This window comes from Peribacillus suis (genome assembly GCF_059384845.1).
On the sequence record NZ_CM182019.1, the window covers coordinates 2,101,804 to 2,116,740 of the forward strand.

16 protein-coding genes are annotated in these 14,937 nt (G+C 37.1%); 1 reads left to right on the forward strand and 15 read right to left on the reverse strand.

Annotation, left to right across the window (positions count from 1 at the left end):
- Positions 1–265: 265 nt before the first annotated feature.
- Together AC503W_RS10205 and AC503W_RS10210 are read right to left on the reverse strand one after the other, a co-directional pair.
- On the reverse strand, positions 266–943 hold the full coding sequence (locus AC503W_RS10205) for an oxidoreductase (RefSeq protein ID WP_402958851.1): 678 nt from the start codon (positions 941–943) through the stop codon (positions 266–268).
- A gap of 60 nt (positions 944–1,003) precedes the next feature.
- Complete coding sequence (locus AC503W_RS10210; protein WP_427687135.1) at positions 1,004–1,582, reverse strand: histidine phosphatase family protein; 579 nt, start codon at positions 1,580–1,582, stop codon at positions 1,004–1,006.
- Positions 1,583–1,929: 347 nt separating this feature from the next.
- On the opposite strand from AC503W_RS10210, the gene AC503W_RS10215 reads away from it, so the two are divergent.
- Complete coding sequence (locus AC503W_RS10215; protein WP_402958845.1) at positions 1,930–2,460, forward strand: DUF2179 domain-containing protein; 531 nt, start codon at positions 1,930–1,932, stop codon at positions 2,458–2,460.
- 40 nt (positions 2,461–2,500) lie between these two features.
- Here the strand turns inward: AC503W_RS10215 and hlpB are convergent, their stop codons facing one another.
- The 13 genes from hlpB to AC503W_RS10280 all read right to left on the reverse strand — a co-directional run bounded on the left by hlpB (position 2,501) and on the right by AC503W_RS10280 (position 14,935).
- Complete coding sequence (hlpB, locus tag AC503W_RS10220) at positions 2,501–2,779, reverse strand: HNH nuclease-like protein HlpB (RefSeq protein ID WP_427687134.1); 279 nt, start codon at positions 2,777–2,779, stop codon at positions 2,501–2,503.
- A gap of 190 nt (positions 2,780–2,969) precedes the next feature.
- Positions 2,970–3,173 (reverse strand): hypothetical protein, encoded by a 204-nt coding sequence (locus tag AC503W_RS10225; protein WP_427687132.1) that lies wholly within the window; start codon positions 3,171–3,173, stop codon positions 2,970–2,972.
- A 64-nt stretch (positions 3,174–3,237) separates the two neighbouring features.
- On the reverse strand, positions 3,238–3,993 hold the full coding sequence (locus AC503W_RS10230; RefSeq protein WP_402873103.1) for an exodeoxyribonuclease III: 756 nt from the start codon (positions 3,991–3,993) through the stop codon (positions 3,238–3,240).
- 77 nt (positions 3,994–4,070) lie between these two features.
- Positions 4,071–5,576, reverse strand: coding sequence for a cardiolipin synthase (cls, locus tag AC503W_RS10235; protein WP_427687130.1), 1,506 nt, complete (start codon positions 5,574–5,576; stop codon positions 4,071–4,073).
- Between the two features lie 103 nt (positions 5,577–5,679).
- On the reverse strand, positions 5,680–7,116 hold the full coding sequence (gene glgA / locus AC503W_RS10240) for a glycogen synthase GlgA (RefSeq protein WP_427687128.1): 1,437 nt from the start codon (positions 7,114–7,116) through the stop codon (positions 5,680–5,682).
- 13 nt (positions 7,117–7,129) lie between these two features.
- Positions 7,130–8,236: a glucose-1-phosphate adenylyltransferase subunit GlgD gene (glgD, locus tag AC503W_RS10245; protein WP_427687127.1), complete on the reverse strand. Its 1,107-nt coding sequence runs from the start codon at positions 8,234–8,236 to the stop codon at positions 7,130–7,132.
- 16 nt (positions 8,237–8,252) lie between these two features.
- Positions 8,253–9,419 (reverse strand): glucose-1-phosphate adenylyltransferase, encoded by a 1,167-nt coding sequence (locus AC503W_RS10250; protein WP_402873115.1) that lies wholly within the window; start codon positions 9,417–9,419, stop codon positions 8,253–8,255.
- Complete coding sequence (glgB, locus tag AC503W_RS10255; RefSeq protein ID WP_402988607.1) at positions 9,419–11,359, reverse strand: 1,4-alpha-glucan branching protein GlgB; 1,941 nt, start codon at positions 11,357–11,359, stop codon at positions 9,419–9,421. Before glgB ends, AC503W_RS10250 begins: the two co-directional genes overlap by 1 nt.
- Positions 11,360–11,616: 257 nt before the next feature.
- Positions 11,617–12,630: a glycoside hydrolase family 15 protein gene (locus tag AC503W_RS10260; RefSeq protein WP_427687125.1), complete on the reverse strand. Its 1,014-nt coding sequence runs from the start codon at positions 12,628–12,630 to the stop codon at positions 11,617–11,619.
- Between the two features lie 269 nt (positions 12,631–12,899).
- Complete coding sequence (locus tag AC503W_RS10265; RefSeq protein WP_402958824.1) at positions 12,900–13,226, reverse strand: AzlD domain-containing protein; 327 nt, start codon at positions 13,224–13,226, stop codon at positions 12,900–12,902.
- Positions 13,217–13,954 (reverse strand): AzlC family ABC transporter permease, encoded by a 738-nt coding sequence (locus tag AC503W_RS10270; protein WP_427687122.1) that lies wholly within the window; start codon positions 13,952–13,954, stop codon positions 13,217–13,219. Before AC503W_RS10270 ends, AC503W_RS10265 begins: the two co-directional genes overlap by 10 nt.
- Before the next feature lie 25 nt (positions 13,955–13,979).
- Entirely contained in the window at positions 13,980–14,486 is a 507-nt protein-coding gene (locus AC503W_RS10275) for a mismatch-specific DNA-glycosylase (protein WP_402873129.1), read from the reverse strand.
- A 227-nt stretch (positions 14,487–14,713) separates the two neighbouring features.
- Positions 14,714–14,935: a hypothetical protein gene (locus AC503W_RS10280; protein ID WP_427687120.1), complete on the reverse strand. Its 222-nt coding sequence runs from the start codon at positions 14,933–14,935 to the stop codon at positions 14,714–14,716.
- Positions 14,936–14,937 lie beyond the last annotated feature (2 nt).

Sequence of the window (14,937 nt, forward strand, 5' to 3'; positions counted from 1 at the left end):
AGTTAATGTGCTTAAAATACTTAATATAACTAAGAATGGTATTAATTTAGATTTCTTTTTCTTATTTCCACAACTAGGACAATAGCGACCATCGCTTGATAGTTTCTTACCACATGTTGAACAAAACAAAATATCACCTATTCATCTAAGACTTTATACCTATTATATTGAAAAATAAGGAACTTGTATATCAAAATTCATAAAAATAAAAACGAGCCTCATATAATTGGCCCGCTTTCGTTTTTTTATCTTATCAATCAAACTGCTAATATAGTTCTCTCTCATTAGCAAGTTCCTCAATTTCATTGGACTGGTACACATGGTTTCCTGAATTAACGGATTTTGCCGCAATACTCATGGCAGTAGCCACCGTTTCTACATGTATGGCGCGATATGGGCGAAGAGGTCCCACTAACAAAAATTTAAAAATCGAACTCAGTTTACCGGATATCTTTTCACCGATACGGAGTTCTTTTCGTTCTCCGATTAGTAACGAAGGTCTGAAAATATGTAAAGAATTCAATTTTAATTGTTTTAGTATTTCTTCCATATCTCCCTTTACTCGACTGTAAAAGAAACTTGATTTAGAGTCAGCACCGATAGCACTTATAACTAACACATTCTCTACATTTGCCGCTTTTGCCAATTTTCCCGCCTCTACAACGTAATCATAATCAACTTTCCGAAAAGCTTCTTTAGATTTCGCTTTTTTAATCGTAGTGCCTAAACATATGAACACATCATTGACATGAAACAAATCTGCAAATTCTTTCATATTATCAAAATCGACAATATGCACTTTACAGACGGAATCTTTATATTCTAGTTCTCTTCTCGTAAATAGATGTATGGTTTGATAATCCTTACTAGTACATAACCTTTTCAATAGTTGGGTGCCTACAACCCCAGTTGCACCTAAAACTAACGCAGTTTTTTTAGTCATGATTTCCTTCTTTCTCGTATAGGCTGCTCAATAGCAACCGAACTGTTAAATTAGAAAGGATTAGGACAAGTGATTCACTTGATTATAATCGGCTATAACCCATGAATTCAGTTCAAACTTGATTGTACTCAGGCAAGCATTTGATAATCTGGTTTCAGTTGATACAATCTTTTCATTCGACATCATACGTAAAATCATATGAATGACCGCCCCATGTGCAACTAAAATTACTTTCTTATCAGGATATTCTGCTTCAATATCCTGTAGGCCTTTCATAAGGCGTTCTCGTAAACTTTCCTGGTCTTCCTGATTAGGGTATTCTTTATTAAAAAATGTGGATTCCCTCTCATCAGCTGTCATTCCTTCAGCGTCCCCAAAATTCTTTTCAATGAATTCCTCTTTAATAATAATTGGGGAATCGATCATTTCACCTATAATATTGGCTGTATCCCTTGCTCTTTTTAGAGGACTAGTAAAAATTACATCCCACTCGTCTTTGAATAAAAACTCTCCACACTTCCTGGCCTGCCTCTTTCCATTTTCATTAAGTGGTATGTCTGTTTGCCCCTGTAACCGTCCTTCTGCATTCCAATCTGTTTCTCCATGGCGTACTATACAAATCGTTGTAATAACCTTCAACCCTTTCGTTTTAGAGTGGTGAACTTTTCACAGTTTTAAATTTCCTTTGCATGCTTTTGCAGGTGAACATGAAAATCCTTAATACTAGGCAATTTAACATGAATTGGACCAACAAGTGAAAGCAGAAGACACCCTCTTCTTCACATGTGATAAATAGTTAGAACAATAATACCAAATTTAAGATTGATTTAGTACCTAGAACTACTAACTAAAAAAGCGATAGGATGTGCATGCCCATGTTCATGCATAATATTTCCATAGCTTTATTGTGTGCCATATGTTTAGATTATGGAAGATGTTTCATATAGAATAGTTAATGGACTTAATTATAATGGAGAGGTGCCCAATTGAAGGAAATATTATTAATCTTATTATTGCAACTTATTTATGTTCCCATCTATACATTACGTACCATATTCTTAGTCAAAAACTTAACCTCTTTGGCCTCTATTTTAGGCATAGCCGAGATGTTAGTTTATGTATTTGGACTATCCCTCGTATTTGGTGGAGACCAAAGCATATTGGCCATGGTTGTATATGCAGTTGGTTTTGGAATAGGTATCATATTCGGGACGAAAATTGAGCAAAAACTTGCTATTGGTTTTATCAATGTTACCGTTAATACACAGACGAAAAACACCCAATTGATGGACACATTAAGGAACAACGGCTTTGGTGTTACTCTCTATACAGGCGAAGGAAGGGATAGTAACCGTTATCGGATGGAAATATTAACAAAACGTAACCGAGAACAAGAATTAATTGCTACAATTGAAAAATTCGAACCTAAAGCTTTCATCATTTCTTATGAACCGAGGTATTTTAAAGGTGGATTTTTACTGGATCGTTTAAAGAATAGGGGAAGCATGAATAGATAAATAATACGAAGGCCCATCTAATTCAAGATGGGCCTTCGTATTATTTAATTTTGGACTTTCTTGTTTTTACAGATTTGCTAGCAGGTTGCTTCTTGATCCATTTTATATATTTTTTCAAAGCTTCATCATCTTTTAACAATATAACGGTATATAATCTTATGGCTAACTCCCGGTTTGAATATAAGGCATGAATTTGCTTGTGGCACGATTTACAAAGAAAAGCGGTTGGTAACTGACTGCCTCCTTCCTCCCTGGGCGTTAAATGGTGCACAGTCAGTTCTACCTCACTTCGAGAACATAATTCACACGTCCCTTGCATGGCTCTACCTCATCCATTCATGGTTTTAATATTTTTACCTTCTTCTACATTATGAAACATCAAATGTTCCATGTGATGAATTGGACCATACTCTTGCTCTTCTTCCTCCATCCCTTGCAAATAAAGAACCATGAATTCATAACAATCATTTCTTGAAAATGAATAACAATCACTAGGATCATTGTTTTCTTCAGGATATAGAAGGATGAGATGGGAAAGGAGTCCGTCTCCATTTTTGGTCAAAAAAGACAAAACTACCTACATTTTTTTCAAGTTCGAATAACCTTCGGAAACCACTTGCCCCTGCTTCAATAAATTCACTGGCTGTAAGCTTTTGTACTTGCATGCTATCTATATGATTTTCTTGATGGAAGCTTGCAATAAACGTTCTCATCACGTCACCCCCCGTTAAGCTGGATAACGGATAGTATATTCCCATACCATCAGATTTATCCTACTTAAAAGGCCGTTTCCAAGACAATTGGACAATGATCGCTACCCATTATATTTGAATGAATGCTAGCATCTTTTAAATCTACAGCCAACCGCTCCGAAACAATAAAATAATCAATCCGCCAGCCAATATTTCTTTCTCTTACCTTGCTCATATAAGACCACCAAGAGTATGAACCTTCTTTGTTTGGATAAAAATGACGAAAAGTATCAATGAAACCCGATTCTAACAAGTTAGTCATTTTACCTCTTTCCTCCAGGGTGAAGCCGGAGTTTCCAACATTCGTTTTGGGGTTTCTTAAGTCTATCTCGGAGTATGCTACATTAAGGTCCCCACAATAAATGACTGGTTTATTCATATCCAAGGCTTTTAGATATTCGATCATTTCATCTTCCCATTCCAAACGATAGTCCAGTCTCGTTAAATCTCGTTTGGCATTAGGCGTATACACGTTTACCATATAAAATTTTTCAAATTCAAGAGTTATTATTCTTCCTTCAGGCTCTTCATCTCGGTCACCAACTCCATATTTAACCGAAATAGGTTTTTCCTTCGTGAATATCGCTGTTCCTGAATACCCTTTTTTCAAAGCATAATTCCAATATTGATAATAGCCTTCTAAATCAAGTGTGATTTGCCCTTCTTGAAGCTTTGTTTCCTGCAGACAAAAAATATCGGCATCCACATCTTTAAAGTAATCTAAAAATCCCTTTTTCACACACGCTCTTATGCCATTTACGTTCCAAGATACCAATTTCATTTTTTATTCTATTCTCCTTATATCTATCTGTTTTGACTTCCAATCCTACTATACTATGATTTCTTAATGCATGCCCATCATAGAATATTGGAAAATAGTCGGGCAAATGATTCTTTTGAACGTTCCAATAGTGTCCTATTTTTATAGGTTAATGGATCAATCCTTTCACAATCTTTTATATCTTCTTGAAAATGAGTGGCTAAATCAGCAATAGAACTATTGCCCATCAAGAAGACATTTACCTCAAAGTTTAAATGAAAGCTTCGCATGTCCATATTTGCCGTACCTATCGAAGCCATGTCTCCATCCACAATGATTATTTTTTGGTGTAGGAAACCTTTTTTATAGGAGTATATTTCTACGCCAAATTGTAGAAGCTCACCAAAATAGGAGCGGCTCCCATACTGGGTTAAGAACCCGTCATTTACAGCAGGAACCATAAGACGAACTTGTATCCCTTTTAAAGCAGCATTCTTCATCGCAGCTTTAATTGCTTGATTGGGGACAAAGTATGGACTTGCTATCCAAACTGATTTGGTTGCAGTCGTTATGAGGGAAAAATAATAATCGCTCATGATTCCCTGCTGGGTATCGGGTCCACTCGCAACAACTTGGACAGCTCCATCTCCCTTTTCAAATTTATTCATTTTTGGTCGTTCTTCTAAGACATCTTCTCCACTTACATATTCCCAATCCATTAGGAATACGGTATGAAGCATATAAACAGCTTCCCCTTTAAGAACCATATGTGTATCACGCCAAAATCCAATGTTTTTATTTTTTCCAAGATATTCTTCCCCTACATTCAGTCCGCCAACAAAACCAATCTCTCCATCTATGATAATTATTTTCCGGTGATTTCTAAAATTGAATTTTTGATTAAAAAATCCGTGCTTTAACGGCGAAAATGGAAATATCTTCACACCTGCCTCTTTCATTCTATTGATTTCTTTATTTGCTAGACTTAAGCTTCCTGCTGCATCAAAGATAAATAATACCTCTACCCCTTCCTTTGCTTTTTCAATGAGGATATCGATGATTTCCTTACCAAGCCTGTCAGAACGAAAAATATAATATTCTATATGTATAAACTTTTCCGCCTTTTTTAACTGTTGAATGATTTCTGTAAATGTTTCATTCCCATTTTTCAATACTTTCGTTTCTGAAGATGTACTGATGGTTGTTTCTGAAGCATTCTTTGCAAAATCCGCAAAAGATTGCTGATGATTATTCAGAAACGATAAATCAGGAGCTGATATGTCATTGACAAGGTTCTTCCATTCTTCTCTATCTTTTCTTCTTTTAGATTGAAATAAATATCCTTTTAGATAAAGTTGACCTGAAAACAAATAGAAAATAAATCCGAAAACAGGAAAACAAAAAAGAACATACATCCATAAAAGTGTATCATGGGCAAATCTATTTTCTAGCATAAGTGAGATCATCGTAATAAGCATAACCAAGATATATAATCCCATAAAAAATAGCTTCACATTGAAGCTAGCAGAGCTAAATAAAACCATATAAACAGATGCGATTAAAATAAATAAAAACACAATTTCCATTCTTCTTCTACTTTTCATTTTTCATTCTCCTATAAATAATTTATATCTATACATACCCATGAAGTATGATAAAAGAAACAAAAACACTTACGAAAATTAATCGTAAGTGTTTTATACTGTCTTATTTTTTGATTGTTAATAAGTTTTCATATAAATCTATATATTCGGAAGATGAGGAATCCCAACTGAAATCTTCATTCATGGCATTTTCAGTCAACTGCTTCCATCTTTTTGGTTGGAATTTATACATTCCTACCGCTTGTTCAATAGTATGAAGCATATCATGAGCATTATAGTTCGTAAAACTAAAACCATTACCTTCGCCTGTAAATTGATTGTAAGGGATGACCGTATCACGAAGGCCACCAGTCTCTCTCACCAGCGGTAAAGCACCATAGCGCATTGCTATGAGCTGACCGATTCCACATGGTTCGAATTGTGACGGCATCAAGAAAATATCAGAGCCCGCATAAATCCTCCTGGCCATTCCTTCATCAAAATATGTGTTGGTTGATACTTGATTAGGATATTGCTCAGCCAAATTACGGAAAGCCCATTCATATTTTTCCTCGCCCGTTCCTAGTAATATGAATTGAATGCCTTGACCCATCATTTCATGGAAGACATGCAGGATAAGGTCTATCCCTTTTTGGTCAACCAATCGTGTCACCATTGATATAACTGGAACCTCATCATTGACTGGCAAATTCAATATTTCCTGTAATTCGCGCTTGTTTTTCATTTTCCCTTCATATGTGGAAAAAGGCACGGGTAGATATTCATCTGAAGCAGGATTATAGGATTCATTATCGATCCCATTTATGATGCCTTTAAGATCCCCGTTCCGTTTACGCAGATAGCCATCCAGTTGCTCTCCATAATATGGAGTCTGTATCTCTTCTGCATAACTTGGACTTACGGTTGTAATATAGTTAGAGAAGGCCAGACCCGCTTTAAGATAACTCACATTACCGTGAAATTCAAGACCATCCATATTGAAATACAATTCACTTAAATCCAACAATTCCGCTAGGACAGTTTTAGGGTAGACACCTTGATAGAGTAAATTATGTATGGTGAATACCGTTTTAATATTTTCATATAATGGATGTTTTTGATAATGTGCTTTCAACAAGACACTCACAAGACCTGTTTGCCAATCATGACAGTGGATGATTTCTGGGTGATCGTCTAAAAAAGGTATGGATTCTAATATGGCACGGGAAAAAAATGCAAACCTTTCACCGTCATCAAAATATCCATAACTTCCGTGTCTTTTAAAATAATATTCATTATCAAGAAAATAATATGTAATCCCATTGGCAACCAACTTTTCAATTCCACAAAATTGTTGGCGCCAGCCTACAGGGACCTCGATACTGGTCACGTGCGTCATTTCCTGTTTGATATGAAAAGGAAGGTCTTTAAACTTTGGAAGAATTACACTTACATTGACCCCCTGTTTTTTAAGTGCTTTTGGAAGTGCGCCTATCACGTCTCCAAGTCCTCCGGTTTTTATGAAAGGAGCGCATTCTGAAGCGGCAAATAGAACATTCATAGCTGTACCTCCATTAAATAACTTCTGCTTTCTTTATTACAGTTGGTTGTTGTAGGCCAATTACTTCTTTATCCCGTGTAATTCTAACTTCTTTATCCGTTATAATATTTTCTACGACTGCCCCTTCTTCTATCTCACCTTTTTGCATGATGATGCTGTTCTTTACGACTGCCCCTTTTTTCACCTTGACTCCTCTGAATAGAATACTGTTTTCAACTGTACCTTCAATATTACACCCATTGGCAATCAATGAATTAGTAACCTTGGAGGATTGTGTGTATTTAGCCGGAGCCTCGTTTTTAATTTTGGTATAGACATCCCATGTATCCCCAAAGAAAGTCCGAATGACGGCAGGATTCAAGAAATCCATATTACTCGAATGAAAACTTTCAATAGAATGTATGAACGGCATTTCTCCAGTGAAATGATAGCCTTTAACCGTAAAACGATGAAGATTGGCTTTAACCGCATCTTTCAAGAAATCGTATTCCCCATTGGCAACACAGCTCTTAATCAAATTGACCAAAAGGCTTTTACTGATAATGAAGGTTTCTAGACAAACATGGTCTCCCGGTTGAGGTATGGTAAAAAAGCTAATGTCGGTGATGGCGCCATCCGAATTCACTGAACATTTGTGGTAGATGGGTTTTTCAATGGACTCTCCCACATAATCTTTATAGACGACAGTGATATCCGCTTTCTCTTTTTTATGGTAAGAAAGCACTTCGTTAAAGTCCAATTTACAAACATGGCATCCAGGAGATATGATGACGGTGTCGGCATCTGCCCGCTCAAAAAAGCTGAGATGGTCATAAAATTGTTTCATGTCTCCAGTGACCGTTTCATCAGGATGTATAGGTGGCAAAATGAATAATCCACCTGAACGCCGGTCTAAGTTCCATTCTTTCCCTGATCCTAAGTGGTCCATAACAGAGAGGTATTTTTCCTTTGGAAAGACAGCGACCTTTGAAACATCCGCATGAATAAAGTTCGACATTGTGAAGTCGATTAGACGGTATCGTCCGCCAAATGGCACAGATGCCACATTACGGTGAGCAGTCAATTCTTTTAAATGTTGTTTTTCATTAATTAAATTGATGATTCCTAACACATTTTCCATTGCAGCTCCCCCTTGATCAATTAAGAGTTATCTTTTTTTTATTTGAATCAGTAATGGTCTGATTTTCTCCAATTAAGGTAATGTCAGAAGTCACGGTTGAATTACCTACCACTGCTCCGTCTTCAATCACGCAATTACTTGCTATGATACTTCTTTCAATGTGGACATTATTGCCAATGGTGACATTCGGCATTATGACCGAGTCTTTTATGGTTGAGCCAAATCCAACCTTGACATTATAGGATAAGACGGAATGGTCAATGTTCCCATAAATCATGCAGCCTTCATTCACGAGCGATTGTGTGACTTCCGCTTCTCTCGAAATATATTGTGGCGGATGATTAGCATTTCGGGCGAAAATTTTCCATTGCGGGTCATCTAACTGGAAATTAGGGTTTTCTTCCAATAAGTCCATATGGGCTTGCCATAGGCTCTCAACCGTTCCAACATCCTTCCAATATTCATTAAATCGATAAGCATACAATTTCTTTCTATCTTCCAGCATCTTTGGAATGATATTGCTGCCAAAATCATTGGAAGAATTCACATCTTTTTCATCATTTATAAGATATTTTCTTAATGTTTTCCAGTTGAAAAGGTATACACCCATTGACGCCAGATTACTCTTCGGGTATTTTGGCTTTTCATCAAATTGAGTGACCCTATCACCTTCATTCGTATTCATAATGCCGAAGCGGCTTGCTTCCTGCCAAGGTACTTGAATCACTGCTATAGTTGCCTCAGCAGATTTTTCGATATGATAGTCCAGCATTTTGCTATAGTCCATTTTATAAATATGGTCGCCTGAGAGGATTAACACATGCTCAGGATCATAGTTATCGATATACTGAATATTTTGATAAACAGCATTAGCTGTACCCTTATACCATTCCCCACCCTCTTTTCCTTGATAAGGGGGAAGGACAGAAACGCCACCCACATCTAAATCCAAGTCCCATGCTTTTCCGTTTCCGACATAATCATTAAGTATCAATGGCTGATATTGAGTCAGGACCCCAACCGTATCGATACCGGAATGAGTGCAGTTACTTAATGGAAAATCTATGATTCTATATTTACCACCGAAAGGAACTGCAGGTTTTGCCAATCCAATAGTTAATTCACCTAACCTTGAGCCTTGACCTCCTGCCAATAACATCGCAATCCACTTTTTTGCTCCCATTATTCGTTCACTCTCCCAGCCCTTTTTTTTGTTTGCTTCATAAAAATTGAAACCCCTAATGGAGGAACTGTAATATTCATACTGTATCTTTGGTTATGATAAGGTTCTTTTTTTACATGAAGAGGTTCTTGATTGATTTGTCCAGACCCTCCAAAGGTAAGGTCATCACTGTTAAATACCTCCATATACTTCCCTAGAGATGGGACACCAATTTTATGCTGATAGTGTGTCTGCTCTGAAAAATTACAAACCACGATACAATAATCTCCTTTTCGCTTACCTTTTCTCATAAATGTAAGAATGCTCTGGGAACGATTATTGGGATCTATCCATTCGAAACCATCCTGTACGTGGTCCTGTCGCCATAAAGATGAATGTTCTCGATAAAATTGTTGCAGGGTTCGAAAATAAAGAGCTAACTTTGTATGGGACTCATACTCCAAAAGAAACCAATCCAACTGTTCATCATCTTTCCATTCAATAAACTGTCCAAATTCCCCGCCCATAAAGAGAAGCTTTTTTCCTGGGTGCGTCATGAAATACCCGAGGAGCAAGCGCAAATTAGCAAACTTCTGCCAATAGTCTCCCGGCATCTTATTCAATAAAGACTTCTTTCCATGAACCACATCATCATGAGAGAAAGGCAAGACGAAATTTTCTGAAAATGCATAATGAAATGAGAAGGTTAAGAGGTTATGATGACTGGGTCTATCACTTGTTTCCAATTGCATATATCGGAGGATATCATTTGACCATCCCATATTCCATTTATAATTAAAGCCTAGACCTCCTATATCAGTTGGAGAAGTAATAAGGGGTCTATCTGTTGCTTCTTCAGCCATCATTAAGGCATTAGGATACTTATCAAAAATCACTTCATTCAATTTTTGTAAAAACCGAATCGCTTCTAGGTTCTCTTCCCCGCCATATTGGTTTTTAAGTTTTACTGGCAAGGGATTATCATGATTCAAATAAATCATGGAAGAAACGGCATCCACACGTACACCATCAATATGGTATACATCCATCCAGAACATCACATTTGATATGAGAAAACTAATAACCTCTGGTTTCGTAAAATCAAAATTAAATGTTCCCCATATTGGTCGATTAGCTCGATCAAATTCAATTGGTTCATAGAGTGGAGTACCATCAAAACAGCTAAGACCATGGGAATCCTTACAAAAGTGTGCGGGAACCCAGTCTAATATGACACCTATCCCTTTTTGGTGGCAAAGGTTCACCAAGTATTTAAAATCATTTGGAGATCCAAAGCGGCTATTTACTGAATAATAACCGGTCACCTGATATCCCCATGATTTATCGAAAGGGTGTTCCATTATGGCCATCAGTTCAATATGGGTAAATCCATTATCAACCACATACTCTACTAAGCTATCAGCCAACTCTCGATAGGTATAAAACTCGGACATCGCTGTCTGTCTCCATGTACCAGGGTGCACTTCATAAATGGACATGGGTTTTTGATAAACATTTCCCTTTTTCCTATCACTCAGCCATTTCGAGTCAGCCCAATCGAAGCTATTCAAACCATGGACAATGGAGGCTGTATCTGGTCTCTTTTCAGAATAAAAAGCATAAGGATCTGCCTTTAGAAATTGCTTATTTCCCGGTGAATGTATTTCGTATTTATACAAATCACCTTCTTTTAATCCAGGTATAAATAATACCCAGATACCGGAATTATCGATACGTTTCATAAAATGATCTGTACCGTCCCAATTATTAAAGTTTCCCACTACTGAAACTTTCTTGGCATGAGGTGCCCAAACCGCAAATCTTACACCTTCTATACCTGATGATGTTAGAATATGCGCCCCAAGCATTTTATAACTTTCATAAAGCGTACCTTCATGAAATAAATATAAATCAAAGTCACTTGGATAACTATCTTCTAGTTGGCCAATCATTGTCTTCATTTATCCGCCTCCATCAACATGAACAATATAAACTCGATAGCATATTCGTATCAATAAGTACCAGTTAATATATATATTCGTTAAACATGGCATTTATCCTTCAAACAGAGGCGATATATTGTAATAAATGCCCTTTTTGCACTACCTTTAAACATTTTAATGGAAGAATACCCAATAAATGTAATAAAATATTTCCCCCAAAATAAATGTAAGCCCTTCCCTTGATGGGAAGAGCTTATTTTCATGCTCTAAATGACTTATTTAATTTTTTCATTCTGCATCATATTTGTTTTCTCCAAAAATAAATATGATAAAGAAACTGACCAAGCTAACGGGGTATTTCCGTTAGGGACGTCTCTTCCTCCAATATATAATTCGGGCACCTCCCAATTTAAAGGAATGATTTTTTTTGTTTTATCAATATAATCCATCGCCTTGTTCACCATACCTAGTTCAAGGTAGCAAAGTCCAATCCAAGGGAGCCCGAAGCACCATTCGGCTTCTTGCCCTTCATTATAATAAAGATCCTTCTCGTAACGTATACAACCGTAAGTCCTTTCAAGACGATTCGTAACATTCTCTAAAATTTTCAGGGCAGTATTTCGATCAACTAGACGGTATGGATAAATTAATGATAAAAGGGCAAGATCGGTTTCCTTCGTATAGCTTTCTCGTGGAAGCAGGAAACGAAGAGCTTCCTCTCCCTTCTTGATTAATTCTTCCTTAACGGTCACAAGCATTTTTACGGAAGTTAAACCGGCTACACAAGCTCCAATACTTGATGCATGTATTTCAATATTCTCTTCCCACATCCCATTATCTCCGGCCTGCCAATATTGAAGACACTCAAGATAATCGACTAACTTTTGCACAATTTCCAAGTCATGTTCATCTCGTATGACCTTTTGCCCATTCCGGTAACCTTCGCCAACCCCCCATAAAAAAGCACCAATTGAATCATTCTGGGCATGGCCCCATACAACTGGAAGTTCTTTTAAATCAGTGGAGTACCGAGCATGAATATATTCAAAAAGATATTGAGGTTTTTTTTCGGTATGAATGTCTATTTTCCATTCATACATACGAAATATATCAAATAATGCATGATAGGCATTCATATATCGATCGGATGAATCAGTTAAAAAAGGTAACACTGTGTAAACTACATCCCTAACCCATACATAATTATAATCTTCAGAAAGACTTGCTGTATATGCCCCATTAGAAAGACGCATACGATCAAGGACTTCTAAGGCTCCATTTATATTCATTACTTAAACACCTCCGTAGCAATTTGCTTATTTCCATTATTAACAGCCATTCAATTATTAAACATTCATCCAATCTTTAAAGCGCTTACAATACGAATTCTTTTATTATAGAATATGTAAGCCCGCGCGTTTTTGATAATCAAGCTTCCTAAACCTTTTAAGTTAAGATAAATCCCCACCCAATTATCACGCACCAAAAAAACCAGTGAGGCGAACCTCACTAGTTATATCGACTCATTCAATAAAAAGTTAGTACTTTTTAAACTTTTTTAAAAGAATATTCTTAATGCCATTAATGAAAGAACTCCTCCAAGTACGGTAATTAGTAAGCTTCGTGTGAAAATGGCTATTGCAAATGTAGGCAGTGCAGCAGCTAGGCTCAATAAATTTTCCCTTAAAGAAAACGATTGATCCACTAAAAGAAGTTCCTGAGCAAGTAGGGCAGCCATGACAGCAACAGGAACATGTTTCAGCCAATTGATGCCCCACTCAGGAATATGCATTTTGCTAAGTAACACTAATGGTAAGACTCTAGGGATGACAGTAACGATGGCGGCCCCTAAAATCACATAGAAAATATATGCGTTTATTTCCACCTTTCAATCACCACCCCTATGGTTGATGCTATTATTGTTGCCACGATGACACCTGTGCTTCCAGAAAAAACAAAGCTTGAAGCCACTACAATTATGATGGCACCGAGAGCTACCAAACAGTCAAGAAAATACTTTTTATGTCTTAAAATCTGCAAAACAAGAAGCCCAATAAACATTGCAGGCAATGCAAAGTCCATGCCATATTTCTCGGGATTGGGAATCCATTGCCCTAAAAAGCCCCCTGCCATGTTTGCCACGAACCAATTAAAGTAGGCGGCAACATTCAGACCTAACATCCATTTAAAATTGATGGCTCTATTTAGCTGTGCATGATTAATGGCAACGCCAAAAGTCTCATCTGTTAACAAGGCACCTGTTAGTATATTTTGCTTCGTTGTTTGATGACGGAAATATGGTGCCAATGCCGCACTTAGTAAAAGATGGCGGCTGTTGATGAAAAAGATCGTAAAAACAATGGCAGAGATCGGGTGACTTGCCGCAATCATGCCTGACGCTATAAATTGACCGGATCCTGCATATAATAAGAGGGAAATAAGGGCAATTTCCACCATGCTTAAGCCCGATGTTTTTTCGACTACCCCAGCCGCAAAGCCGATACTTAGATATCCCAGTAAAGTTGGGATACAGTCCTTCACCCCTTCCCAGAAACTTTGCCCTTCATTGACATCTGTATAGATACGCTCTTCTCCCAAACTATCCTGCCTCATAAGTCTCCGCCCTTATTATGTATTTTCACTTCTTCAAAAGCTCCGGCAATTCTCGATAGATTTCAATAATATCCTCTATCCTCATCCTAACCAAACCGCTTGAAGATGGGGCTACAAATTCCATCGTTTCCTTCGACAAAGGATCTTTCTGTAAGCCCCATGGAACGTCTCGTTTCTGCCGATACTCTTGATATACTCCCTTACCGACGAAACAAACAATCCTAGGCTTGAAAAGCTTTATCTTTGCAAGTAGTTGTTTTCTTCCCTCTTTGTATTCTTCTTTAGTGATATCGGCAGCCCCTTTTGTCGGTCTAGAAACAATATTAGTAAATCCAAAACCCAACCCTAATAAAGCGAAGTCTTCAGAAGGATCGTATTTTCTTTCGGTTAATCCAGCTTCGAAGAGAATCTTCCAGAAGCGATTATTTGGATTGGCATAATGATGTCCTGTCTGTCCTGAACGGATACTAGGATTGAAGCCAACAAACAGGATATCCAAATTTTTCGCTAGGTGATCGGGTATGCTGTACATTTTAAAACTCCTTTTATAACGTTAAGTTATCTCTTTTATATTATTGTACAAAACTGTAAAATATTTAACTACCTTTTCAGATGTTTTTATCTCGATAATAAATCCATGATGACTTAAAAAGGCAAAACTCTTTATAGATCGACCTATAAAAAAACAGCCATCCATTCAGATGACTGATTCTTTAAGAAGATTACTGGTCAATCTTGACACATAAATCATGGAATGGTTTAATCATTTTCTTTATTGTCGTGTTTGTTTTTTCGTTCCTGACACGTCTCATCTTGCTTACACTCTTTCTCCTTTTTTTTCTTGAGTGTAGCGTTGAACTTGTTATTGACTGTGAAGATATACCCGGGAACGATCTCTAATGAAAATGAATCGCCAGCCCGAAACCGTGCTAGAACTTTGCCTAGCCTTGAGCCTGTTGAGTCTTTTGAAAAAATGGACATTG

Coding starts and splice junctions, on each gene's coding strand:
- AC503W_RS10205 (WP_402958851.1), bottom strand. CDS start 943: ATGACTAAAAAAACTGCGTTAGTTTTAGGTGCAACTGGGGTTGTAGGC.
- hlpB (WP_427687134.1), bottom strand. CDS start 2,779: ATGCAAGGGACGTGTGAATTATGTTCTCGAAGTGAGGTAGAACTGACT.
- AC503W_RS10225 (WP_427687132.1), bottom strand. CDS start 3,173: ATGAGAACGTTTATTGCAAGCTTCCATCAAGAAAATCATATAGATAGC.
- AC503W_RS10230 (WP_402873103.1), bottom strand. CDS start 3,993: ATGAAATTGGTATCTTGGAACGTAAATGGCATAAGAGCGTGTGTGAAA.
- cls (WP_427687130.1), bottom strand. CDS start 5,576: ATGAAAAGTAGAAGAAGAATGGAAATTGTGTTTTTATTTATTTTAATC.
- glgA (WP_427687128.1), bottom strand. CDS start 7,116: ATGAATGTTCTATTTGCCGCTTCAGAATGCGCTCCTTTCATAAAAACC.
- glgD (WP_427687127.1), bottom strand. CDS start 8,236: ATGGAAAATGTGTTAGGAATCATCAATTTAATTAATGAAAAACAACAT.
- AC503W_RS10250 (WP_402873115.1), bottom strand. CDS start 9,419: ATGGGAGCAAAAAAGTGGATTGCGATGTTATTGGCAGGAGGTCAAGGC.
- glgB (WP_402988607.1), bottom strand. CDS start 11,359: ATGAAGACAATGATTGGCCAACTAGAAGATAGTTATCCAAGTGACTTT.
- AC503W_RS10260 (WP_427687125.1), bottom strand. CDS start 12,630: ATGAATATAAATGGAGCCTTAGAAGTCCTTGATCGTATGCGTCTTTCT.
- AC503W_RS10270 (WP_427687122.1), bottom strand. CDS start 13,954: ATGAGGCAGGATAGTTTGGGAGAAGAGCGTATCTATACAGATGTCAAT.
- AC503W_RS10275 (WP_402873129.1), bottom strand. CDS start 14,486: ATGTACAGCATACCCGATCACCTAGCGAAAAATTTGGATATCCTGTTT.
- AC503W_RS10280 (WP_427687120.1), bottom strand. CDS start 14,935: ATGTCCATTTTTTCAAAAGACTCAACAGGCTCAAGGCTAGGCAAAGTT.